Annotated in this window: 24 protein-coding genes; 15 read left to right on the top strand and 9 right to left on the bottom strand. The window is 68.4% G+C overall.

Going from position 1 to position 22,343, the window contains the following annotated elements; translation table 11 throughout:
- The first annotated feature begins 8 nt into the window (after positions 1–8).
- The 3 genes from RGD00_RS12035 (at position 9) to RGD00_RS12025 (ending at position 3,488) form a co-directional block, all read left to right on the top strand.
- On the top strand, positions 9–809 hold the full coding sequence (locus tag RGD00_RS12035) for a trypsin-like serine peptidase (RefSeq protein WP_310457574.1): 801 nt from the start codon (positions 9–11) through the stop codon (positions 807–809).
- Between the two features lie 269 nt (positions 810–1,078).
- Positions 1,079–2,137: a hypothetical protein gene (locus RGD00_RS12030; protein WP_310457573.1), complete on the top strand. Its 1,059-nt coding sequence runs from the start codon at positions 1,079–1,081 to the stop codon at positions 2,135–2,137.
- A gap of 154 nt (positions 2,138–2,291) precedes the next feature.
- Positions 2,292–3,488: a UbiH/UbiF family hydroxylase gene (locus RGD00_RS12025; protein WP_310457584.1), complete on the top strand. Its 1,197-nt coding sequence runs from the start codon at positions 2,292–2,294 to the stop codon at positions 3,486–3,488.
- 17 nt (positions 3,489–3,505) lie between these two features.
- On the opposite strand, the gene RGD00_RS12020 is transcribed toward RGD00_RS12025, so the two are convergent.
- From RGD00_RS12020 to pgsA, 3 genes are read right to left on the bottom strand one after another with little or no spacing between them, the layout of a single operon-like run.
- Complete coding sequence (locus tag RGD00_RS12020) at positions 3,506–3,949, bottom strand: molybdenum cofactor biosynthesis protein MoaE (RefSeq protein WP_310457572.1); 444 nt, start codon at positions 3,947–3,949, stop codon at positions 3,506–3,508.
- Position 3,950: 1 nt separating this feature from the next.
- Positions 3,951–4,196: a molybdopterin converting factor subunit 1 gene (moaD, locus tag RGD00_RS12015; RefSeq protein ID WP_310457583.1), complete on the bottom strand. Its 246-nt coding sequence runs from the start codon at positions 4,194–4,196 to the stop codon at positions 3,951–3,953.
- 5 nt (positions 4,197–4,201) lie between these two features.
- Positions 4,202–4,828 carry a CDP-diacylglycerol--glycerol-3-phosphate 3-phosphatidyltransferase gene (gene pgsA / locus RGD00_RS12010; protein ID WP_310457571.1) on the bottom strand — a complete coding sequence of 209 codons (627 nt, stop codon included), beginning with the start codon at positions 4,826–4,828 and terminating at the stop codon, positions 4,202–4,204.
- A gap of 224 nt (positions 4,829–5,052) precedes the next feature.
- Between pgsA and RGD00_RS12005 the strand changes: the two genes are divergently transcribed.
- Entirely contained in the window at positions 5,053–5,274 is a 222-nt protein-coding gene (locus RGD00_RS12005) for a hypothetical protein (protein ID WP_310457570.1), read from the top strand.
- Positions 5,275–5,281: 7 nt separating this feature from the next.
- On the opposite strand, the gene parE is transcribed toward RGD00_RS12005, so the two are convergent.
- Positions 5,282–7,237, bottom strand: coding sequence for a DNA topoisomerase IV subunit B (gene parE / locus RGD00_RS12000; protein ID WP_310457569.1), 1,956 nt, complete (start codon positions 7,235–7,237; stop codon positions 5,282–5,284).
- Positions 7,238–7,328: 91 nt separating this feature from the next.
- Positions 7,329–7,961: a glutathione S-transferase family protein gene (locus RGD00_RS11995; protein WP_310457568.1), complete on the bottom strand. Its 633-nt coding sequence runs from the start codon at positions 7,959–7,961 to the stop codon at positions 7,329–7,331.
- Positions 7,962–8,140: 179 nt separating this feature from the next.
- On the opposite strand from RGD00_RS11995, the gene ppk2 reads away from it, so the two are divergent.
- The 9 genes from ppk2 to trpB all read left to right on the top strand — a co-directional run bounded on the left by ppk2 (position 8,141) and on the right by trpB (position 17,017).
- Positions 8,141–9,196 carry a polyphosphate kinase 2 gene (gene ppk2 / locus RGD00_RS11990; RefSeq protein ID WP_310457567.1) on the top strand — a complete coding sequence of 352 codons (1,056 nt, stop codon included), beginning with the start codon at positions 8,141–8,143 and terminating at the stop codon, positions 9,194–9,196.
- Positions 9,193–9,795 carry a class I SAM-dependent methyltransferase gene (locus tag RGD00_RS11985; RefSeq protein WP_310457566.1) on the top strand — a complete coding sequence of 201 codons (603 nt, stop codon included), beginning with the start codon at positions 9,193–9,195 and terminating at the stop codon, positions 9,793–9,795. Before ppk2 ends, RGD00_RS11985 begins: the two co-directional genes overlap by 4 nt.
- Before the next feature lie 244 nt (positions 9,796–10,039).
- Positions 10,040–11,389 carry a 3-phosphoshikimate 1-carboxyvinyltransferase gene (gene aroA / locus RGD00_RS11980; RefSeq protein ID WP_310457565.1) on the top strand — a complete coding sequence of 450 codons (1,350 nt, stop codon included), beginning with the start codon at positions 10,040–10,042 and terminating at the stop codon, positions 11,387–11,389.
- On the top strand, positions 11,386–11,994 hold the full coding sequence (locus tag RGD00_RS11975) for a (d)CMP kinase (RefSeq protein WP_310457564.1): 609 nt from the start codon (positions 11,386–11,388) through the stop codon (positions 11,992–11,994). The genes aroA and RGD00_RS11975 overlap by 4 nt, the downstream gene beginning before the upstream one ends.
- 331 nt (positions 11,995–12,325) lie before the next feature.
- Positions 12,326–14,008 carry a 30S ribosomal protein S1 gene (gene rpsA, locus RGD00_RS11970; RefSeq protein WP_310457563.1) on the top strand — a complete coding sequence of 561 codons (1,683 nt, stop codon included), beginning with the start codon at positions 12,326–12,328 and terminating at the stop codon, positions 14,006–14,008.
- Between the two features lie 158 nt (positions 14,009–14,166).
- On the top strand, positions 14,167–14,493 hold the full coding sequence (gene ihfB / locus RGD00_RS11965) for an integration host factor subunit beta (protein ID WP_310457562.1): 327 nt from the start codon (positions 14,167–14,169) through the stop codon (positions 14,491–14,493).
- 6 nt (positions 14,494–14,499) lie between these two features.
- Positions 14,500–14,859 carry a lipopolysaccharide assembly protein LapA domain-containing protein gene (locus tag RGD00_RS11960; RefSeq protein ID WP_310457561.1) on the top strand — a complete coding sequence of 120 codons (360 nt, stop codon included), beginning with the start codon at positions 14,500–14,502 and terminating at the stop codon, positions 14,857–14,859.
- A gap of 3 nt (positions 14,860–14,862) precedes the next feature.
- The gene (locus tag RGD00_RS11955) at positions 14,863–15,558 is read left to right on the top strand and encodes a phosphoribosylanthranilate isomerase (RefSeq protein WP_310457560.1); all 696 of its coding nucleotides are present in this window, start codon (positions 14,863–14,865) and stop codon (positions 15,556–15,558) included.
- 226 nt (positions 15,559–15,784) lie between these two features.
- Complete coding sequence (trpB, locus tag RGD00_RS11950; RefSeq protein ID WP_310457559.1) at positions 15,785–17,017, top strand: tryptophan synthase subunit beta; 1,233 nt, start codon at positions 15,785–15,787, stop codon at positions 17,015–17,017.
- Here trpB and RGD00_RS11945 read toward each other — a convergent pair.
- Together RGD00_RS11945 and pth are read right to left on the bottom strand one after the other, a co-directional pair.
- Positions 17,014–17,385, bottom strand: coding sequence for a DUF2237 family protein (locus RGD00_RS11945; protein WP_310457558.1), 372 nt, complete (start codon positions 17,383–17,385; stop codon positions 17,014–17,016). The two genes, trpB and RGD00_RS11945, sit on opposite strands and share 4 nt — an antisense overlap.
- A 65-nt stretch (positions 17,386–17,450) precedes the next feature.
- Positions 17,451–18,125 carry an aminoacyl-tRNA hydrolase gene (pth, locus tag RGD00_RS11940; RefSeq protein ID WP_310457557.1) on the bottom strand — a complete coding sequence of 225 codons (675 nt, stop codon included), beginning with the start codon at positions 18,123–18,125 and terminating at the stop codon, positions 17,451–17,453.
- A gap of 120 nt (positions 18,126–18,245) precedes the next feature.
- Between pth and hmuQ the strand changes: the two genes are divergently transcribed.
- The gene (gene hmuQ / locus RGD00_RS11935) at positions 18,246–18,560 is read left to right on the top strand and encodes a heme-degrading protein HmuQ (RefSeq protein WP_310457556.1); all 315 of its coding nucleotides are present in this window, start codon (positions 18,246–18,248) and stop codon (positions 18,558–18,560) included.
- 91 nt (positions 18,561–18,651) lie between these two features.
- Here hmuQ and RGD00_RS11930 read toward each other — a convergent pair whose 3' ends face one another.
- Positions 18,652–19,248: a 50S ribosomal protein L25/general stress protein Ctc gene (locus tag RGD00_RS11930; protein WP_310457555.1), complete on the bottom strand. Its 597-nt coding sequence runs from the start codon at positions 19,246–19,248 to the stop codon at positions 18,652–18,654.
- 118 nt (positions 19,249–19,366) lie between these two features.
- On the opposite strand from RGD00_RS11930, the gene RGD00_RS11925 reads away from it, so the two are divergent.
- On the top strand, positions 19,367–20,515 hold the full coding sequence (locus RGD00_RS11925) for an MFS transporter (RefSeq protein WP_310457554.1): 1,149 nt from the start codon (positions 19,367–19,369) through the stop codon (positions 20,513–20,515).
- On the opposite strand, the gene ettA is transcribed toward RGD00_RS11925, so the two are convergent.
- Entirely contained in the window at positions 20,512–22,167 is a 1,656-nt protein-coding gene (gene ettA / locus RGD00_RS11920) for an energy-dependent translational throttle protein EttA (RefSeq protein ID WP_310457553.1), read from the bottom strand. The two genes, RGD00_RS11925 and ettA, sit on opposite strands and share 4 nt — an antisense overlap.
- Positions 22,168–22,343: the final 176 nt, after the last annotated feature.

Here is a 22,343-nt window from a genome sequence, read left to right as displayed (position 1 = left end):
AGCCCCCGATGCGCCTGATCCTCGCCCTGATCCTTGCCCTCGCCGCGCCCGCCGCCACGGCGCAGGAGGGGCTGAAGCGGCTCGACACCGGCACCGACAGCCGGGGGTGGGAGGCCGTGGGCCGGCTGGAACTGGCCGGGCGGGGGTTCTGCACCGGGGCACTGATCGCGCCGCAACTGGTGCTGACCGCGGCGCATTGCCTGTTCGACAAGGCCGGCAAGCGGATCGCGGCCGGCGACATCCAGTTCCTCGCCGGCTGGCGCAACGGCCGCGCCGCCGCCTATCGCGGTGCGCGGCGCGCGGTGCCGCATCCGGGCTACCGTTTCGGCGCGGATGACGATCTGGGCCGGGTGGCGAGCGATCTGGCGCTGGTGGAACTCGACCAGCCGATCCGCCTGCCCTCGATCCGCCCGTTCGAAACCGCCGGGAACCCCGGCACGGGGCAGGCGGTCGGCGTCGTCTCCTACGCCCGCGACCGGGCAGAGGCGCCCGCGCTGCAAGAGGTCTGCCATGTGCTGGGCCACCAGCCGGGGGTGCTGGTGCTGTCGTGCAACGTCGATTTCGGATCGTCCGGCGCGCCGATCTTCACCACGGGCGAGGACGGGGTGGCGCAGGTCGTTTCCGTCGTGTCGGCCAAGGCGGAACTGACGGGGCGCAAGGTCGCGCTCGGCACGATGATCGGCGGGCCCTTGCAGGAACTGCGCGCGGCGCTCGAGGCGGAAGACGCCGTGATGCACCGCGCCCGCCCGCCCCTGCGCGAAGGCACGGGCGGCGGCACGCCGGGCGGGGCGAAATTCGTGCGGCCCTGAGACGGCCTGCCTGCCTGCCTGCGGCGCGGGCGGAGCGGCGGATCGCTCATGTCCCGGACAGGCACGGATGGAGGCGCTTGGCAAGGCACCGGCGCTCCATTATGAACCCCGCCATGGGGTAAGGGACCATGCCGCGGCATTGTCTGGAACAGGGCCTTGGTCCTGTATGTTCTTGCCGTTGCGCCGCGTCATGGGTGCGGGGCTGTATGTGCCGGCGGTCGATACGCCCTTTACCGGAAACCAGCGGTGCGCGCGCAAGAGGTGATCTGATGGCAAGGAAAGCGAAACCACAGACCATCTACCTGCATGTCGGATTGCACAAGACCGGCACCACCGCGATCCAGTCGGCCTTCGAGGGGTATCGGGGCGATGGGGTCCGGTATGCGGAGCTCGGCTATCGGAACCATTCCATTCCCTTTTACACCGCCTATTCCGGGCGTCACCAATCCTATCACATCTGGGAGGCGGCCGGGCTGACGCCCGCGCAGGCCGACGGGAAGAAGGAAGAGTTCGCGCATCTGATCGACAGCTATTTCGACGCCCATTCCGGGGACGACATCATCGTTTCCGGCGAGGACATATCGATGATCCCCCCGCCCGGCATTTCCGGGATGTTCGGGGCGCTGGCGCGCAACGACAGGAAGGTGATCGTGATCGTATATGTCCGCGATCCCGTATCGCTTGCCGCGAGCAGGTTGCAGGAGGTCATCAAGGCCGACACCTACAGGGGCACCCCGCCGAGTTCCGGCTATCGCCAGCGCATCGAGAAATTTCTGAAGATCGCCGGAAAGGACGATCTCGTCATCCGCAATTATGCGCGATCCGAACTGAAGGATCGTGACATCGTTTCGGATTTCGCCGCCATCGTCGGTTGCGCGGCGCCGAAGGCGCCGGAGAACACCAATGAAACCCTGTCGGTCGAGGCGGTCCGGATCATCCATCTTCTGAACGGATTCGTCTCTGCCTTCGGGGAGGGGCGGCAGATGCGGGAAGCGCGGTGGATCTTCGTCGAACGTATCCGCGCCCTTTTCCCCGGCCCCTTCCACGTTCCCGCGCATCTTCTGGCCCCCTCCGTCGACGCCGGGGATGTGGCCTGGCTGAAATCCGTTTCCGGTATCGACTATGGCGATGCGATCGCCCCGGCCCCTGCGGATGACGGCTGGCGGAGCCTCGATCAATTCCTGTCGACACCGCGCGAGGCGACTTTGCGGATCCTGCGCGACGAATTCATTCCGGGGCGGAAGATCCCGGCGCCCGGGGCGGATCCGGCGCTTGTCGTCGCGCGGTGCTTTCTGGCGTTTCTGGAAACGCGCCGCGGGCGGGGCTGAATATCGCCGGGGCGATCCCGCCGCGCGGACGGCCGGGCTTTGCACCTTTCCCCGCGCGCGGGCCGGGCCTAGGATGGGGCGGCCCGTTCCCGGGGCGCCGCGCGTGCCTGCGATCGGCGGCGGGGCCGGGCGGGCGCAGGAAGGGCAGGCGGCGATGCGGACAGAGGTGGACGTTCTGGTCTCGGGCGGCGGGGTCGCGGGGCTTTCGGCGGCGGCGGCTTTCGGGGCGGCGGGGTTTTCGGTGCTGGTGGTAGACCCGGCCCCCCCGGTGACGGCAGAGGGCGACGCGGGTGCGGATCTGCGCAGCACGGCTTTCCTGCAACCCTCGATCCCCGTGCTTCAGGCGGCGGGGCTGTGGGACCGGCTGGCGCCGCATGCGATGCCCCTGCGGGTGATGCGCATCGTCGATGCCGGCGGGCCGCGGCCGGAACCGCGGGTGGTCAAGGATTTCGACGCCGCCGACATTTCCGACCAGCCCTTCGGCTGGAACCTGCCCAACTGGCTGTTGCGGCGGGAAATGGTGGCGCGGCTCGACGATCTGCCGGGTGTCACCTTCCGCCCCGGGGTGGCGACGGCGGATGTGCTGACGCGCGAGGGCGCGGCGCTGGTCACGCTGTCGGACGGCACGCGGGTTTCGGCGCGGCTGCTGGTGGCGGCCGACGGGCGCGATTCTGCGGTGCGCCGCGCGCTCGGCATCGGGGCGCGGGTGACGCGCTATGGCCAGAAGGCGCTGGCCTTTGCCGTCACCCATCCGGTGCCGCATGACAATGTGTCGACGGAAATCCACCGATCCGGCGGGCCGTTCACGCTGGTGCCCCTGCCGGACCGCGAGGGCCGCCCGGCCTCTGCCGTGGTCTGGATGGAACGGGGGCCGGAGGCGCAGCGGCTGGCCGCCCTGCCGGTGGAGGCATTCGAGCCGGAGATGACCGAGCGGTCCTGCGGCCTGTTCGGCCCCCTGCGGCTGGAAACGCGCCGCACGGTCTGGCCCATCATCAGCCAGATCGCCGACCGGATGACCGCCGAACGCACCGCCCTGATCGCAGAGGCGGCGCATGTCGTCCCGCCCATCGGCGCGCAGGGGCTGAACATGAGCCTTGCCGATCTGCGCGTGCTGCTGGAACTGGCCACCACCGCGCCCGGCCGGCTGGGGGATCGCGCGATGCTGGATGCCTATGCCCGCCGCCGCCACGGGGAAATCGCGCTGCGGGTGCGGGGGATCGACCTGCTGAACCGCGCCTCGATGATCGGCGCGCCGGCGTTGCGCGATTTGCGGGCGGGGGTGCTGAACGCGCTTTATTCCGCGGCGCCGGTGCGGCGGGGGCTGATGCGGGCCGGCATGGGGATGCGGTAGGGGCCCGCCCCGGCAGGCTACCAGCGGCGCAATGCGTCCTCGTCGTCAGCCTTCGCCGCCACCCAGGCGGCGCCTGCCGCGGTGACTTCCTTCTTCCAGAAGGGCGCGCGGGATTTCAGGTAGTCCATCAGGAATTCCGCCGCGGCGAAGGCCTCGGCCCGGTGGGCGGCGGCGGTGGCGACCATCATGATCGGCGCGCCCGGCCGCAGCGCGCCGTGGCGGTGGATCACCAGCGCGTCCAGCAGGTGCCAGCGTTCCGCAGCCTGCGCCACGATGGCGGCGATGGCGCGTTCGGTCATGCCGGGGTAATGCTCGATCTCCATCCGGTCGAGCCGGCCTTCGGCATCGCGCACCATGCCGGTGAAGGTGACGACAGCCCCCGCCCGTGCGCCCTGCGCGGCGGTGAAGGCGGCGGCCTCTGTCCCCGGGTCGAAGGGTTCGGCCTGCACCCGCACGTCCATCTCAGCCCCCGGTCATCGGCGGAAAGAACGCCACCTCGCGCGCGCCGGCCAAGGGTGCGTCGAATTCCGCCAGTTCCTGGTCGATGGCCACGCGCAGGGCGGCGGTGTCGGCAAAGGCGGCTTCGTGCCCGTCGGACCGCGCGCGCAGTTCGGCGATCAGCGCGGCCACGTCCTTCGCCGCGGTTTCCACCCGTTCGCGCGGGGCGCCCACCCGTTCGCGCACCCAGGCGAAATAAAGCACATCCAGCACCGTCATCGCGCATCGTCCCGCAGATAGGGCATCGCCTTGCGCAGGTATTCCCATCCCGTCGCAAAGGTCAGCGCCGCCGCGATCCAGATCAGCACCAGCCCCGCCCCGGTGGCGATGGAGGCATAGGTGACGCCCGGCGGCAACTCGCCCTCGCCCGCCAGCGGCGGGCGCCCGGATTCAAGATAGGCAAGGCCGGTGCCGAGGAAAAGGACCGCGATCGCCACCATCTGCGCCGTCGTCTTCCACTTGGCCAGTTTCGTGACCTTGAGAAGATGCGCCCGGTCGCCCAGGAATTCGCGCAGGCCAGAGACGAACACCTCGCGGAACAGGATCACCGTGGCCGGCAGGATCAGCCAGGGGTTCATGCCGGAATAGCCGGTGATGACCATGATCGCGATCACCACCATCGCCTTGTCCGCGATGGGATCGAGCATCGCGCCGAAGCGGGATTCCTGTTTCCACAGCCGCGCGAGATAGCCGTCGAACCAGTCGGTGATCGCCGCGCCCACGAACAGCGCCAGCGCCAGCCAGTCGGCCCAGGGACGGCTGAAATAGAGAAACATCACCGCCACCCCGGGCGCGGCGAGCAGACGCAGAAGCGTCAGGATATTGGGGATGTTCCAGACCATGGCCGAAGTCGTAGCCCATGACGGGGCAGGGGGGAAGGGGGTGCCGCGTCGCGGCCGGGTGCCCCCTGGCCGAGGGGCGGGGATTTGCAAGGGAAAGGCGGGCGAGCGGCGTTGTCACAACGAAAAGCGGGGCATATCACTGCGTACCGGCGCAGAGGTATCTTGGCCTGCGCGGAGGAATTGGTTTGAGAGTTTTCGTCCCGCTGCTGAATCTGCTTTCCGCCATGCTGTTCATGGCATTCGCGCCATTCTATTTCACATGGAAGAATGCCTGCGGGATGGATGTGCCTCTCGCCTGCTATGGCGTCTACGGGGGTGCTGCTGTCGTCGTGCTGGGATCGACGTTCGGCCTCGATCTTGCGGGCGACAGGATCGGGCTGGCCAGACTGGTTCTGGCCAAGCTGGCTATTTTCCTTGCGGCGCTTGCGATCCTGATCGCCGTGTGAAGGGGCTTCACACGTCCACATCCTCCACGAACCGCGCGTTTTCCTGGATGTACTGGAACCGCAGTTCGGGTTTCTTGCCCATCAGCCGTTCCACCAGATCGCCGGTCTCGCCCGGTTCGTCCTCGTCGATGCTGACGCGGATCAGCTTGCGGGTGGCCGGGTTCATCGTCGTGTCCTTGAGGTCCTTGGCGTCCATCTCGCCCAGGCCCTTGAAGCGGCTGACGTCGATCTTGCCCTTGCCGCCCAGACCCTTTTGCAGCCATGCATCCTTTTCCGCCTCGTCCAGGCAATAGACGCGGCGCGCGCCCTGCGTCAGGCGGTAAAGCGGCGGGCAGGCCAGATAGAGGTGCCCCTTGTCGATCAGGGGCCGCATCTGGGTGAAGAAGAAGGTCATCAGCAGGCTGGCGATATGCGCGCCGTCGACATCGGCGTCGGTCATGATGATGACCTTGTCGTAGCGCAGATCCTCGACATTGAACCGGCTGCCCATCTGCACGCCGAGCGCCTGGCAGAGGTCGTTGATTTCCTGGTTCGCCCCCATCTTGCCCGAGGCCGCGCCCAGAACGTTCAGGATCTTGCCGCGCAGCGGCAGCAGCGCCTGGTTCTGCCGGTCGCGCGCCATCTTGGCGCTGCCGCCGGCGCTGTCGCCCTCGACCAGGAACAGTTCGGTGCCGTCGCGGTTGGCGGCCGAACAATCCACCAGTTTCCCGGGCAGGCGCAGTTTCTTCGTCGCCGATTTGCGCGCGGTTTCCTTTTCCTGCCGGCGGCGCAGGCGTTCTTCGGCCCGCAGCACGAGGAAATCGAGGATCGCGCCGGCGGATTTCGGGTCCGACACCAGCCAGTTGTCGAAATGGTCGCGCACCGCGCCCTCGACCCACCGCGCGGCTTCTTCGGTCGACAGGCGGTCCTTGGTCTGGCCGACGAAGCTGGGTTCGCGGATGAAGATCGACAGCAGCGCGCAGCCCCCCGCCATCAGGTCGTCGCGGGTGATGAGGTCGGCCTTGCGGTTCTTCGACAACTCGCCATAGGCGCGGATGCCCTTCCAGATCGCCGCCCAGAAGCCGGATTCATGCGTGCCGCCCTCTGGCGTGGGGACGGTGTTGCAATAGGACTGGATGAAGCCGTCGCGCATCGGTGTCCAGTTGATCGCCCATTCGACCGACCCGGGGACGCCGTATTTTTCCTCGAACGACACCTTTCCGGTGAAGGGCCTTTCGGCATAGGTCATCGTCTTTTCGAGCGTGTCGCCCAGATACTGCCCCAGACCCCCGGGAAAGTGGAACACGGCCTCCAGCGGCGTTTCGCCATCGTCGACGGCCGTTTTCCAGCGGATTTCGACGCCGGAAAACAGATAGGCCTTGGACCGCGCCATCTTGAACAGCCGCGCGGGCTTGAGGTGGAGCGAGCCGAAGATGTCGGCATCCGCATGGAACGTCACCGCCGTGCCGCGCCGGTTGGGGGCGGGGCCGACCTTGACCACCGGTCCCTGCGGCTTGCCGCGCGAAAACTCCTGCGCGAACAGTTCGCGGTTGCGCGCGACCTCGACCCGCATCAGATCGGACAGCGCGTTCACCACCGACGACCCGACGCCGTTCAGGCCGCCCGAGGTCGAATAGGCCTTGTTGGAAAACTTGCCCCCCGCGTGCAGCGTGCACAGGATCACCTCCAGCGCCGATTTGCCGGGGAACTTGGGATGCGGGTCGATCGGGATGCCGCGGCCGTTGTCGCGCACGGTGACGGAATGGTCGGCGTGCAGTTCCACCTCGATCCTTGTCGCATGGCCCGCCACGGCCTCGTCCATCGCGTTGTCGAGGATTTCCGCCACCATGTGGTGCAGCGCCCGTTCGTCGGTGCCGCCGATATACATGCCCGGGCGCTTGCGCACGGCCTCCAGTCCCTCCAGCACCTCGATGGACGAGGCGTCATAGGCTTCGACATGGCCGGAAAGAAGGTCGTTCGGCATCGGCTGCTCGATTCTTGTTCTGGGGTATCAGGGCAGCAATAGACCATCCGCCCCGGCAGGGCGCAAGACTTTGGGGTGGGGCGGGGGGGGATCAGGCCGGTTCGGCGTTGCGCCGCGCCCACATCGCCTGCCATGCGGGCCGCGCCTGACACCGCGCCAGCCAGTCCGCGAGATGCGGATAGGGGGCGAGCGCGGGGGGATGGCCCTGGGCATAGCGCACGCATTCGGCCAGCATGACATCGGCCACGGTGAAACGGTCGGCCACCAGCCAGCGGTGATCCGCCAGATGCCGGTCGAGCCAGGCGAAGGGTTTCGCCAGCTGCGCCGTCCCCTTGTCCCGCGCGGCATCGTCGCTGGCGCCGAGGATGGTCAGCGCCGGGGGTTCGATCGTGGTTCCGGCCAGCAGCATCCACTGCGCCATCTGGGCCTCTTCCTTCTGGGTCTGGGGCCCGAAGGTGCCGCCATAGCGGCGCGCGATGTACCAGGTGATGGCGAGGGATTCGGTCAGCACCATCCCGTCGTCCTCGATGCAGGGGATCTCGCACATCGGGTTCAGCGCGGCGAAATCGGGCGAGGTGGTGTGCAGCGGCGCTTCGCCCGCCCCCGCGCTGGCCAGCCGCCGGGTCTGGATCACCGGCACATGGCGCCATTCCATCCCGATTTCGCCCAAAAGCCAGATCGGCCGCGTCGCCCGCGATCGGTATACGCCATAGACCGTAAGCATCCGGTTCCTCCCCGCTACGTCACGGGCAGGTTAGGCGCGGGGTGCGGCGGGTGAAAGCGGATTCTGCGCCCCTCATGGCACGGGGATGACGGCTTTGTGATCGGCTTGACGCCGATCAACGCGCCGCGGGCGGTTATGTGTCATGATGTCCAGATGTCTGCCCGCAGCACGAGGAGCCGATGACCGCGAACGCCCCCGCCCCCCGGCCCGAGGCCGAACCGGCCGCCCCCACGACCGGCCCGACCCCCGGCGCGCCCGGGGCCGCGCCCGCACCCGAAGCCGCGCCCGGGGCCGCGCCCGCACCCGAAGCCGCGCCCGCCCCCGCGCCCGGGGCCCCGCAGCCGACCCTGCCGCGCCTGACGCCGGATGCCGCCACCATCCGCCGCAGTTTCGAAAGCGGCCGCTATCCCTATCCCCGCCTGATGGGCCGCGCCCCCTACGAGGCCGAAAAGGCCCGGTTGCAGGCCGAACTGCTCAAGGTCCAGATCTGGGCGCAGGATACCGGGCAGAAATTCGTGATCCTGTTCGAAGGCCGCGACGCCGCCGGCAAGGGCGGCACGATCAAGCGGTTCATGGAACACCTGAACCCCCGCTATGCCCGCGTGGTGGCGCTGACCAAGCCCTCGGACAAGGAAAGGGGCGAATGGTTCCTGCAACGCTATATCGCCCATCTGCCGACCGCGGGCGAAATGGTGTTCTACGACCGCAGCTGGTACAACCGCGCCGGGGTGGAACGGGTGATGGGCTTTTGCACGCCCAAGGAATACCTCGAATTCATGCGCGAGGCGCCGGAGTTCGAACGGATGCTCGTCCGCTCCGGCATACGGCTTTACAAATACTGGTTCTCGGTCACGCAGGAGGAACAGCGCAAACGTTTCCTCGCGCGCGAGACCGATCCGCTGAAACGGTGGAAACTGTCGCCCATAGACAAGGCGAGCCTCGACAAATGGGACGCCTATACCGAGGCGAAAGAGGCGATGTTCTTCTATACCGATACCGCCGATGCGCCCTGGACCATCGTGAAATCCGACGACAAGAAACGCGCGCGGCTGAACTGCATGCGGCATTTCCTGTCGACCATCGACTATCCCGACAAGGATGCCGAGGCCGTGGGCCGTCCCGACCCGCTGATCGTGGGCCGGGCGGCGAATGTGATCGACCATTCCGCCCGGATCCTGAACGCCACGACGCCCGGCGCGCTGCGCCGCACCGCGGCGGCGGAGGGGCGGGGATGAGCTTCTGGGACGACCGCTATCGCGGCGCGGATTACCTCTTCGGCACCGAACCCGCCGATTTCCTGCGCCGGGCGGCCCCCCTGCTGGCACCGGGGGCGCGGGTGCTGTTTCTTGCCGATGGCGAGGGGCGCAATTCCACCTGGGCCGCGGCACAGGGCCTGCGGGCAGAGGCGATGGAACCCTCTGCCCCCGCGCTGGAAAAGGCCCGCGTGCTCGCCCGTGCCCGGGAGGTGGAGGTGACGTTGCACCAGGCCGGGATCGAGGACTGGGACTGGCGGCCAGAAACCTACGACGCCGTGGCCGGCATCTTCATCCAGTTCGCGCCCCCTGCCTTGCGCGACCGGATCCATGCCGGCATCGCCCGCACGCTGCGCGCTGGCGGGCTGGTGCTGCTGCACGGCTATGCGCCGCGGCAGGTGGGCTATGGCACCGGCGGGCCGGGCGCGGTGGAAAACCTCTATACGCTCGACGGCCTGCGCGCCGATTTCCCGGGGTGGGAGGTGCTGGCCGCCCGCGACTTCGACGCCGAGGTGGCCGAGGGCGCGGCGCATCGCGGCCTGTCGGCGCTGGTGGATTTCGTGGCGCGCAAACCCGGCTGAGGTGCATGTGTCCACCGGGCAGGGGGCATTCTGCCCCCTCTTGGCTGCGCCAATTCACCCCCTGAGGATATTTTCGGACAGAAAATGAAGAAGGGCGCGCCCCTTGACCATTTTCTGTCCTTAAATATCCCCGCCGGAGGCCGCCGACCTTTCCCCCGGCGCCACCACCGGGCGGGGGCGTTTTCGCTGTGGACCGGCGCGCGGGCATTCGCTAAGCCTCGGCCCGACCGTCAAGGAGACCGCCATGTCCGCCCATGCCGAACCCGTTCCGATGACCGCCCGCGCCTCGGGCCCGCTGCGGGGGCGCGCCGAGGTGCCGGGCGACAAGTCGATCAGCCACCGTGCGCTGATCCTGGGCGCGATGGCGGTGGGCGAGACGCGGGTGACGGGGCTGCTGGAAGGGCAGGATGTGCTCGATACCGCCGCCGCCATGCGCGCCTTCGGGGCGGATGTGGAACGGCTCGGCCCCGGCGACTGGCGCGTGGCGGGCGTGGGGGTGGGCGGGTTTTCCGAACCCGCCGATGTGATCGACTGCGGCAATTCCGGCACCGGGGTGCGGCTGATCATGGGCGCGATGGCGACCACGCCGATGACGGCGGTGTTCACCGGCGACGCCAGCTTGCGCAAGCGCCCGATGGGGCGGGTGACGCAGCCGCTGTCGCTGTTCGGCGCGCGGGCTTTCGGGCGCGCGGGCGGGCGGCTGCCGATGGCGGTGGTGGGCGCGGCCGATCCGCTTCCCGTGCGCTACACCGTCCCGGTGCCGAGCGCGCAGGTCAAATCCGCCGTGCTGCTGGCGGGCCTCAATGCGCCGGGCGAGACCGTGGTGATCGAGAAGGAGGCGACGCGCGACCATACCGAACGGATGTTCGCGGGTTTCGGCGCCGGGATCGGGGTGGAGGATACCGCCGAGGGCCGCGTCATCACGCTGACCGGCCGGCCCGAGTTGCGCCCGCAGCGCGTGGCGGTGCCGCGCGATCCGTCCTCGGCCGCGTTTCCGGTCTGCGCCGCGCTGCTGGTGCCGGGGTCCGAGATCCTCGTGCCCGGGGTCAGCCGCAACCCGACGCGCGACGGGCTCTATGTCACGCTGCTGGAAATGGGCGCCGACATCGCCTTCGAGAACCCGCGCGAGGAGGGGGGCGAGCCGGTGGCCGACCTGCGCGTGCGCCATTCGGTGCTGAAGGGGGTCGAGACCCCGCCCGGCCGCGCCGCCAGCATGATCGACGAATTCCCGGTGCTGGCCGTGGTTGCCGCCTGTGCGGAAGGTGTCACGGTGATGCGCGGCGTCAAGGAACTGCGGGTGAAGGAAAGCGACCGGATCGACGCGATGGCCCGGGGGCTCGAGGCCTGCGGCGTGCGCATCGATGAGGACGAGGACACCCTGATCGTCCACGGCATGGGGCCGGGCGGCGTGCCGGGGGGCGCGACCTGCGCGGTGCATCTCGACCACCGCATCGCGATGAGTTTCCTCACCCTCGGCCTCGTGGCGCGGGCGCCGGTCAGCGTGGATGACGGTGGCCCCATTGCCACCTCCTTCCCCGGGTTCGAGGCGCTGATGACCGGGCTCGGCGCCGACATCGCGCGGACCCCGGCGTGACAGGCGCGTTCACCGTTGCCATCGACGGGCCCGCGGCGGCCGGCAAGGGCACGATCGCGCGCGCGGTGGCGGCGCATTTCGGCTTTGCGCATCTGGATACCGGGCTGCTCTACCGTGCCGTGGGGGCGAAGGGCGGCGATCCGGTGGCGGCGGCGCGGGGGCTGGTGCCCGCCGATCTGGCGCGCGACGGCCTGCGCACGCTCGACGCCGGGCAGGCGGCCAGCCGTGTCGCCGCGATCCCCGAGGTGCGCGCGGCGCTGGTCGCCTTTCAGCGCGATTTCGCCCGCCGCCCCGGCGGCGCGGTGCTGGACGGGCGCGACATCGGCACCGTGATCTGCCCCGAGGCCGAGGTGAAGCTGTTCGTGACCGCCGGCCCCGAGATCCGCGCCCGCCGCCGCTGGCTGGAAGCGGGCGGCGAGGCCGGGCCCGAGAGTTATGAGGCAGTGCTGGCGCAGGTGGTCGAGCGCGACGCGCGCGACAGGGGCCGCGCCGATGCGCCGCTGCGCGCGGCCGCGGATGCGGTGGTGCTGGACACCAGCGGCATGGATGCCGAAACCGCCGCGGCCCGCGCCATCGCCCTTGTCGCCGCGCGGTTGCAGCGGTGAGCGGGCAGGGGGCATTCTGCCCCCTCTTGGCTGCGCCAATTCACCCCCTGAGGATATTTAAGGACAGAAAGTGAGGAAGGGCGCCCCTGTTCACTTTCTGTCCTTAAATATCCCCGCCGGAGGCCGCCGACCTTTCCCCCGGCACCGCCGCCGGGCACGGGGCTTTTCCTTGCCACCGGCGCGTGAACCCGGTATAGGCCCCCCATCCTGAGGCAGAGTCGCGCGCCGCCCCGGTTCACCGGGCTGCCTGTGCGTTCCGCAGCGGGGCCATCAAAGACCGGCGGAGCCAACCGCATGGCCAGTGAAACAGACCATAAGGAAACTGAACCGCATGTGCGCCAAAGCGACGATGGAGGAATTCGAAGCCCTCCTCAACGAAAGCTTCGAGATCGACACCCCCGAAGAGGGTTCGGTCGTCAAGGGCAAGGTCATCGCCATCGAGGCGGGCCAGGCCATCATCGACGTCGGCTACAAGATGGAAGGCCGCGTCGATCTGAAGGAATTCGCAAACCCCGGCGAAGCGCCCGACATCCATGTCGGCGATGAGGTCGAGGTCTATCTGGACCGCGTGGAAAACGCCCGCGGCGAAGCCGTCATCAGCCGCGAGAAAGCCAAGCGCGAAGCCGCCTGGGACCGGCTGGAAAAAGCCTATGCCAAGGAAGAGCGCGTCGAAGGCGCCATCTTCGGCCGTGTCAAGGGCGGGTTCACCGTCGATCTGGGCGGTGCCGTGGCCTTCCTGCCGGGCAGCCAGGTTGACGTGCGCCCGGTGCGCGACGCCGGCCCGCTGATGGGCATGAAGCAGCCGTTCCAGATCCTCAAGATGGACCGCCGCCGCGGCAACATCGTGGTGTCGCGCCGCGCCATCCTGGAAGAATCGCGTGCCGAACAGCGCGCCGAGATCATCGGCAAGCTGTCCGAGGGCATGGTCGTCGACGGCGTGGTCAAGAACATCACCGAATACGGGGCCTTCGTGGACCTGGGCGGTGTGGACGGCCTGCTGCACGTCACCGACATGGCCTGGCGCCGCGTCAACCATCCGTCCGAGATCCTGAACATCGGCGAGACCGTGAAGGTCCAGGTGGTCAAGATCAACAAGGACACCCACCGCATCAGCCTGGGCATGAAGCAGCTTCAGTCCGATCCGTGGGATGCGGTGGAACGCGCCTATCCGATCGGCTCGGTCCACAAGGGCCGCGTGACCAACATCACCGACTACGGCGCCTTCGTGGAACTGGAAGCGGGCGTCGAGGGTCTGGTCCACGTCTCGGAAATGAGCTGGACCAAGAAGAACGTCCACCCCGGCAAGATCGTGTCCACCTCGCAGGAGGTCGATGTGATGGTGCTGGAAATCGACAGCGCCAAGCGCCGCGTGAGCCTGGGTCTGAAACAGACGCAGCGCAACCCGTGGGAAGTCTTCGCCGAAACCCACCCGGCCGGCACCCCCATCGAGGGCGAGGTCAAGAACATCACCGAATTCGGGCTGTTCATCGGGCTGGAAGGCGACATCGACGGCATGGTCCACCTGTCGGACCTGTCGTGGGACCAGCGCGGCGAAGAGGCGATCCAGAACTATCGCAAGGGCGATGTGGTCAAGGCGGTCGTGTCGGACGTCGACGTCGAGAAAGAGCGCATCTCGCTCTCGATCAAGGCGCTTGGCGACGACACCTTCACCGAGGCGGTCGATGGCGTGAAGCGCGGCTCGGTCATCACCGTCGCCGTCTCGGCGATCGAGGATGGCGGGATCGAGGTGGAATACAACGGCGCCAAGTCGTTCATCCGCCGGTCGGACCTGTCGCGCGACCGTTCCGAACAGCGCCCCGAGCGGTTCCAGGTCGGCGACAAGGTTGACGTCCGCGTCACCAACATCGACCCCAAGACCCGCCGTCTGGGCCTGTCGATCAAGGCGCGCGAGATCGCGGAAGAGAAAGAGGCCGTCGAACAGTACGGTTCCTCCGATTCGGGGGCGAGCCTGGGCGACATCCTCGGCGCGGCGCTGCGCGGCGACCGCAACTGATCCCGGCCGGGCGGAAGCCCGCCGACCCGGGGCCCCGCCATGCGCGGGGCCCTTTCTTTGCCCGGCAGGGGCGGGGATTCCTGTTTGTGTACGGGGATTTCCGTCTTATAGTCGCCCCCGGCCCGCCAAGAGGCCGCGATGACGGGGGACGGGACGGGATGATACGATCGGAGTTGATCCAGAAGATCTACGAGGACCTTCTGCGCAACCAGACAGATGGCAAGGCCGGAAAACGGGCCTCGCTGATCGACGCCGAGCGGATCGTGGATACGGTCTTTGACGAGATCATCGAGGCGCTGGCCCGCGGCGACCGGGTGGAACTGCGCGGTTTCGGCGCCTTCTCGGTCAAGGAACGCGACGCGCGCACCGGCCGCAACCCGCGCACCGGCGAATCGGTCGAGGTCCAGGAAAAACGGGTGCCTTTCTTCAAGACCGGCAAGCTTTTGCGCGACCGGCTGAACGGCATCGAGGATACGGAGGGCTAGGCCCACATGCGATATCTGCGCTACCTGATCCTGGGGGTGATCGCGCTTGCGCTGGTGGTGGTGGCGATCGCCAACCGCGCGCCGGTGGTGGTCAATGCCCTGCCCGCGGATCTGGCGGCGCTGACCGGCTTTTCCTGGTCGGTCGAACTGCCGCTGTTCCTGGTGATCTTCGGCGGCGTGGTCGCGGGGATCCTGATCGGCTTCGTCTGGGAATGGCTGCGCGAACACAAACACCGCGCCGCCGCCGCGACCCGCGCGCGCGAGGTCATGCGCCTGCGGGCCGAGGCCGTACAGGCCGGCGTGTCGCAGAAAACCCCCGCCGATGAAATCGTGGCCCTGATCGACACCCCCCGCAAGGCGGGCTGACCCATGCCCGCGCGGATCATCACCACCGGCGGCGCCCCGCCGCCGCAGGGCGCGGGCGTGCGGGTCAAGATCTGCGGCCTGCGCCGGGTCGCGGATCTGGAGGCCGCGGCACGGGCGGGCGCCGCCTATGCGGGGCTGGTGTTCTTCGAGAAATCCCCCCGCCATCTGTCCCTGCCCGAGGCGCGCGCGCTGGCGGTCGCCGCCCCCCCGGGGCTGGCCAAGGTGGCGCTGGTGGTGGATGCCGACGACGCGGCGCTGGCGGCGATCCTGGCCGCGGTGCCGGTCGACATCCTGCAACTGCACGGACGGGAAAGCCCCGAACGGGTGGCGGCGATCCGCGCGCGGTTCGGCCTGCCGGTGATGAAGGCGGTGGGCGTGGCCACGGCCGACGACCTGCCCGCGCTCGACCTTTACGCGCAGGTGGCCGACATGCTGCTGGTCGATGCCAAGGCGGCCAAGGGCGCGGCACTGCCGGGGGGCAACGGGTTGGCCTTCGACTGGCGGCTGATCGCGGGGCGCGTCTGGCGGCGGCCTTGGATGCTGGCCGGGGGCCTGACGCCCGCGAACGTGGCCGAGGCGGTGCGGCTGACCGGCGCGCGGCAGGTCGATGTGTCTTCGGGCGTGGAAAGCGCGCCGGGGGTGAAGGACCCCGCCCTGATCGCCGCCTTCGTCGCCGCCGCTACCGAATTGCGCGCCTGACGGCGCAAGCCTTTCTGTCGCCCGCGCGGCCGGGGCCGCGCAGGCTCCGGTTGCCTCCGGCGGGGATATTTGGCGACAGAAAGTGGAATGGGTCGGCCCTTTTTCATTTTCTGTCCGAAAATATCCTCAGGGGGGTGAATTGGCGCAGCCAAGAGGGGGGCAGAATGCCCCCCTTTCCCCGGCCCGCCAAGGGCGGTACATCGGGGCATCCAGCAGGGAGTGCGACATGGCCGAGGATCTGATCAACAGCTTCACCACGGGCCCCGACGAGGCCGGACGGTTCGGCATCTTCGGCGGGCGGTTCGTGTCGGAGACGCTGATGCCGCTGATCCTGGAACTGGAGGCGCAATACGAACATGCCAAGACCGACCCGACCTTCTGGGCCGAGATGGACTGGCTGTGGAAGCATTACGTGGGCCGGCCTTCGCCGCTCTATTTCGCGGAACGGCTGACGGACCATCTGGGCGGGGCGAAGATCTACCTCAAGCGGGACGAACTGAACCACACCGGCGCGCACAAGATCAACAACGTGCTGGGGCAGATCATCCTTGCCCGCCGCATGGGCAAGACGCGGATCATCGCGGAAACCGGGGCGGGGCAGCACGGGGTGGCGACGGCCACCGTCTGCGCCAAGTTCGGGCTGAAATGCGTGGTCTACATGGGCGCGCATGATGTCGAGCGGCAGGCGCCCAACGTGTTCCGCATGAAGCTGTTGGGGGCCGAGGTGGTGCCCGTCACTTCGGGCCGCGGCACGCTGAAGGATGCGATGAACGACGCGCTGCGCGACTGGGTGACGAATGTGCGCGACACCTTCTATTGCATCGGCACGGTGGCCGGCCCCCATCCCTATCCGGCGATGGTGCGTGATTTCCAGTCGATCATCGGCAAGGAAGTGCGCTGGCAACTGGCCGAACTGGAAGGCGAGGGGCGGCTGCCCGATACCGTCATCGCCGCGATCGGCGGCGGGTCGAACGCGATGGGGCTGTTCCATCCGTTCCTCGACGATCCCTCGGTGCGGATCATCGGGGTCGAGGCCGGGGGCAAGGGCGTGGATGCGCAGATGCAGCACTGCGCCAGCCTGACCGGCGGCCGGCCCGGGGTGCTGCATGGCAACCGGACCTATCTGTTGCAGGACGAGGATGGCCAGATCCTTGAAGGGCATTCGATTTCCGCCGGGCTCGACTATCCCGGGATCGGGCCGGAGCATGCCTGGCTGCACGATGTGGGGCGGGCGGAATATGTCTCGATCACCGATGCCGAGGCGCTGGAGGCGTTCCAGCTGTCCTGCGCGCTGGAAGGCATCATCCCGGCGCTGGAACCCAGCCACGCGCTGGCCCATGTGATGAAGATCGCCCCCGGCCTGCCGCGCGACCATATCATCGTGATGAACATGTGCGGCCGCGGCGACAAGGACATCTTCACCGTCGCCCGCCATCTGGGCGTGGAGATGACGGGCTAGCCGTCCACGGCATAGCGGCGCAGGATCGCCATCGGCACCACGGCGAGGGTGGTGCGATGCGTCGCCGCCAGCCGCAGGCGCGGCGCCGCGCCTTCCTCGTGCGCCTGAAGGAAGCGCGCGGCGCACAGGCACCAGCGGTCGCCGGGTTTCAGCCCGGCGAAGCCATATTCGGGGCGCGGCGTCGACAGGTCGTTGCCGAGGTATTTCGACATCGCCAGGAATTCCGCCGTCATCACCGCGCAGACGGTGTGCAGCCCCAGATCCCCCGGCCCGGTATCGCAGCAGCCGTTGCGGAAAAAGCCCGTCATGGGCGCGGTGGAACAGCTTTCCAGCGGGCCGCCCAGAACATTGATCGAAGGTTCGCGCATGGTTGGTTCCGCCCTGCCGCCGATGGCCAAGCCTAGGCCGGGCCCGGCCGCGGGGCAACCCGGGTTCAGCGGAAACGGTCGGCCAGCCGTTGCAGGGGGTTGCGCGGGTCGGGGTCTTGCGGGGCGGGGGCGGCGGGTTTCGCGGGCGCCTCTGCGGGGGCAGAGGACCGGGGCGGCGCGGTGCGCAGGCTGACGGCGTTCATGAAGCGCGTGGCGTCGCCTTCCGCCAGCGCCGCGGCGCCGTCGGCGATGCCGCGCAGAAGATCGTCGAGCCAGCCGCGGTCGGCCTTGGCGAAATCGTGCAGCACATAGCCCGACACCGCATCCTTGTGCCCCGGATGCCCGATGCCGAGCCGCACGCGCCCGTAGCCCTCGCCCAGATGGGCATGGATGGACCGCAGGCCGTTGTGCCCCGCATGCCCGCCGCCCTGCTTCACCCGGCAGCGGCCGGGGGCCAGATCCAGTTCGTCGTGGAACACCACCACATCGGCGGGGTCGAGCTTGTAGAAATCCACCGCCGCGCGCACGGATTCGCCCGACAGGTTCATGAAGGTCTCGGGCTTCAGCAGCACGACCTTTTCGCGGCCAAGGCGGCCCTCGGCCACCATTCCCCTGAAGCCGCGCTTCCAGGGGGAAAAGCCGTGGTCGGCGGCGATCTGGTCCACCGCCATGAAGCCGATGTTGTGCCGGTTGCCGGCATATTTCGCGCCGGGGTTTCCCAGCCCCACGAAAAGCCGCATGCGCCTTCCTTTCCGCCTTGACCCGCCCCCTCAATGCCCCGATTTTCGCCCCGACGCCAGACCGTGCGGGCCTTCGCGCGATCCAGCCAGCAGCCCCGACCCCGTGCGAAAGGATGCCGGATGTATCTGACCATGAATCGCTTCAAGGTGAAACCCGGGCAGGAGGCCGTGTTCGAGGCCGTCTGGACCGGCCGCGACAGCCATCTGCCGCAGGTGCCGGGCTTCGTCTCGTTCCACCTGATGAAGGGCCCCGAAAAGGACGGCTATCGCCTCTACGCCTCGCATACCTTCTGGGAAAGCGAGGATGCCTTCACCGCCTGGACGAAATCCGAGGCGTTCCGGTCCGCCCATCGCGGCGCGGGCGGGCATGCCGACATCTACGCCGGCCACCCCGAGCTGGAGGTGTTCACCTCCGTCCAGCAGATCGGGCGCTGAGCCGGAAGGTTTTTCGCCGAAAGATGTTCGGGCCCCGACGAAAAACGCGGGAGGCAGCGCCCCCCGCGTTCCATCGGCCCTCGGGGGCTGCTTATTCTTCTTCGGCCGCCGCCGCGAGCCCGGTAGGCGCGGTGATGTTGGCGATGACGAAGTTCCGGTCGATCGTCGGTTTCGCGCCGGCGGGCAGGACCACATCGTTGATGTGGATCACGTCGCCGAAGGTCTTGCCGGCCAGGTCCACGGTGATGTGGCTCGGGATGTCGCTTGCGGTGACTTCCAGTTCCACTTCCGGGCGGACCACGGTCAGCGTGCCGCCGCGTTTCAGGCCCGGCGCCGCGTCGTGGTTCACGAACTCGACATGGATGAACAGGTTGATGCGGCTGTCGTCGTGCAGGCGCATGAAGTCGATATGCGTCGGCAGGTCCTTGACCACATCGCGCTGCACGCCGCGGCAGACGACATGCACGTCGGGCTGGCCCTCGACCTTGAGGTTGAACAGCGTCGACAGGAAGCGGCCGGCCTTCAGGCGCTTCAGCAGGTAGTTGTAGTTGATGTTGATCGCGAGCGGGTCTTTGCCGCCGCCATAGATAACACCGGGTACGTTGCCCTCACGACGAGCTTGACGAGCGGCCCCCTTGCCTGTCCCCGTCCGTACCTCGGCCACAAGATCCGGGATCTCACGCGCCATAGAGGTTCTCCTTGCGTTGATGTCCGCCGCCCTCCAAGGGTGCGCGGCGCGACCCGCTGCCCTTAGCGGGGAATCGCGGTGAAGGGAAGCCCGAATTGGTGGGGCAGGGGGGCGGGGCATGGCCATGTTGCGGATCGCGCGCGCGCCGGTGGCGGCCTTTGCGGCGATGGGCGTGCTGTGGGGCAGCTTTGCCGCCGTTCTGCCGGGGATCAAGGCCGGGCTGGGGGTGGCAGAGGCCGAACTGGGCCTGCTGCTGCTGGGAACCTCGGTCGCCGCCGTGGGGACGATGCTGCTGGCCCCGGCGGTCGGCGCGGCCCTGGGCCGGGTGGCGCTGCCGGTGGCGGCGGGGGCGATGGCGGCGGCGTTCGTGCTGCCGGGGCAGGCGGGCGTGCCTTGGGCCTTTGCGCTGGCGATGCTGGTCTGCGGGGCGACCACGGGGTTGACCGATGTGCTGATGAACGCCCGCGTGGCGGTGCTGGAAAACGACCGGGGCCTGCATCTGATGAACCTCTGCCACGCCGCCTATTCGCTGGCCTATGCGGGCGCGGCGGTGGGTACCGGCGCGCTGCGGGCGGCGGGGCATGGACCCGGCGTGGTGATGACGGTCGCGGCGGGGGTGACGGGGCTTTGCGCGGCGCTGACGCTGGAACGCGACGGCACCATCCGCGGCCTTGCCCGCCCGCGGGGCGGGGGCGGCGCGGGGTTGGGGCTGGTGCCGGTGATCGGCGGCGGCATCGTGCTGATCGCCTTCATGACCGAGAACGCGGCCGAAAACTGGTCGGCGCTGCATATCGAAAAGACCCTCGGGGGATCGCCGGCAGAGGGCGCGATGGGTCCTGCCGCGCTGGCGCTGACGATGGGGCTGGCGCGGCTGGCGGGGCAGGGGGGCGTGGCGCGGATCGCGCCGGTGGCGTTGCTGTCCGGCGGTGCGCTGGTGGCGGCCACGGGGGCGCTGGTGGCGGCGGCGGCCACGGGCCCGGCGATGGCCTATGCGGGCTTCGTGGTGATGGGGGTGGGCGCATCGGTCATCGCGCCCACGGCCTTTTCGCTGGTCGGCCGCATGGCCCGGCCGGATGCCCGCGCCCGCGCCGTGGCCCGGGCGACATTGCTGGGCTATTTCGGCTATTTCTTCGGCCCGCCCGCGCTCGGCTTTCTGTCGGGCGCGTTCGGGCTGCGGGTGGCCTTCGTCTTTGCCGCCGCATTGCTGCTGGCGGTGCTGGCGCTGGCGCCGCTGATGGTGCGGGCGGCGCCGGCGCGGCGCCCCTAACGGGTGAACTTCTTGTACTTCACCCGCTTCGGTTCCACCGAGTCGGGGCCGAGGCGGCGGATCTTGTCTTCCTCGTAGGCCTCGAAGTTGCCCTCGAACCATTCCACATGCGCGTCGCCCTCGAACGCCAGGATATGGGTGCACAGCCGGTCGAGGAAGAAGCGGTCGTGGCTGATGATCACCGCGCAGCCGGCGAAATCGTCCAGCGCGGCTTCCAGCGCCTGAAGGGTTTCCACGTCGAGGTCGTTGGTCGGTTCGTCGAGCAGCAGCACGTTGCCGCCGGATTTCAGCAGTTTCGCCAGATGCACCCGGTTGCGTTCGCCGCCCGACAGCAGGCCCACCTTCTTCTGCTGGTCGCCGCCCTTGAAGTTGAACGCCCCGCAATAGGCGCGGCTGTTCATCGTGGCGTCGCCGAGTTCCAGCACCTCGAGCCCCTCGGAAATCTCTTCCCACACCGTTTTGTTGGGGTCGAGCGCGTCGCGGCTCTGGTCCACATAGGCAAGCTTCACCGTGTCGCCATAGCCGATCGTGCCGGCGTCGGGCGTGTCCTGCCCGGTCAGCATCTTGAACAGCGTCGATTTGCCGGCGCCGTTCGGGCCGATCACGCCGACGATGCCGCCCGGGGGCAGGCTGAAGGTCAGGTTCTCGATCAGAAGCTTGTCGCCATAGGCCTTCTGCAGCCCCTCGACCTCGATCACACGGCCGCCGAGGCGCGGGCCGTTGGGGATGATGATCTGGGCGTTGGTGATCTTTTCGCGTTCGGATTTCGACGCCATTTCCTCGTAGGCGTTGATCCGGGCCTTCTGCTTGGCCTGCCGGGCCTTGGCCCCGGCGCGGATCCATTCCAGTTCGCGTTCCAGCACCTTCTGGCGCGATTTGTCCTCGCGCGCTTCCTGTTCCAGCCGCTTGGCCTTCTGTTCCAGCCAGGCGGAATAGTTGCCCTCGTAGGGGATGCCGCGGCCGCGGTCCAACTCCAGGATCCAGCCGGTGATGTCGTCGAGGAAATAGCGGTCGTGGGTCACTATCAGGATCGTGCCCTTGTATTCGATCAGGTGCTTTTGCAGCCAGGCGATGGTTTCCGCATCGAGGTGGTTGGTCGGTTCGTCCAGCAGCAGCATGTCGGGCGCGTCGAGCAGCAGCTTGCACAGCGCCACGCGCCGCTTTTCGCCGCCCGACAGCGTGGTGACATCGGCGTCGTCGGGCGGGCAGCGCAGGGCCTCCATCGCCACGTCGACCTGGCTGTCCAGATCCCACAGGTTCTCGGCGTCGATCTCGTCCTGCAACCGCGCCATTTCATCGGCCGTCTCGTCCGAGTAGTTCATGGCGAGTTCGTTGTAGCGGTCGAGCTTGGCCTGTTTGGCCTTCACGCCCTCCATCACGTTGCCGCGCACGTTGAGCGTGGGGTCGAGTTCCGGTTCCTGCGGCAGGTAGCCCACCCGCGCGCCCTTGGCGGCCCAAGCCTCGCCGCCGAAATCCTTGTCGATCCCGGCCATGATGCGCAGCAGGGTGGATTTGCCCGACCCGTTGACCCCCACGACCCCGATCTTCACCCCGGGCAGGAAGTTCAGCCGGATGTTCTCGAAGCATTTCTTGCCGCCGGGATAGGTCTTGGAGACGCCATCCATGTGGTAGACGTACTGATAGGAAGCCATGCGCACACTCGCCGTCTGGAAGATCAGGGGGATAGAAGATCAGGGGCTAGATACAGGCTCGCGCCCCGATTTGAAAGGGCTGCCCGGGCAGAGTTTCGCCCCCCGCCCGGCGGCGGTGCCCGTGTTTGCTGTCGGAAGGGGATATTTGGGGACAGAAAGTGAGGAAGGCGCGCGCC

It is taken from the genome of Ruixingdingia sedimenti, assembly GCF_031432425.1.
In the GTDB taxonomy this organism is placed as follows: Bacteria; Pseudomonadota; Alphaproteobacteria; order Rhodobacterales; family Rhodobacteraceae; genus Ruixingdingia; species Ruixingdingia sedimenti.
This window is presented reverse-complemented; position numbering and strand designations above follow the sequence as displayed.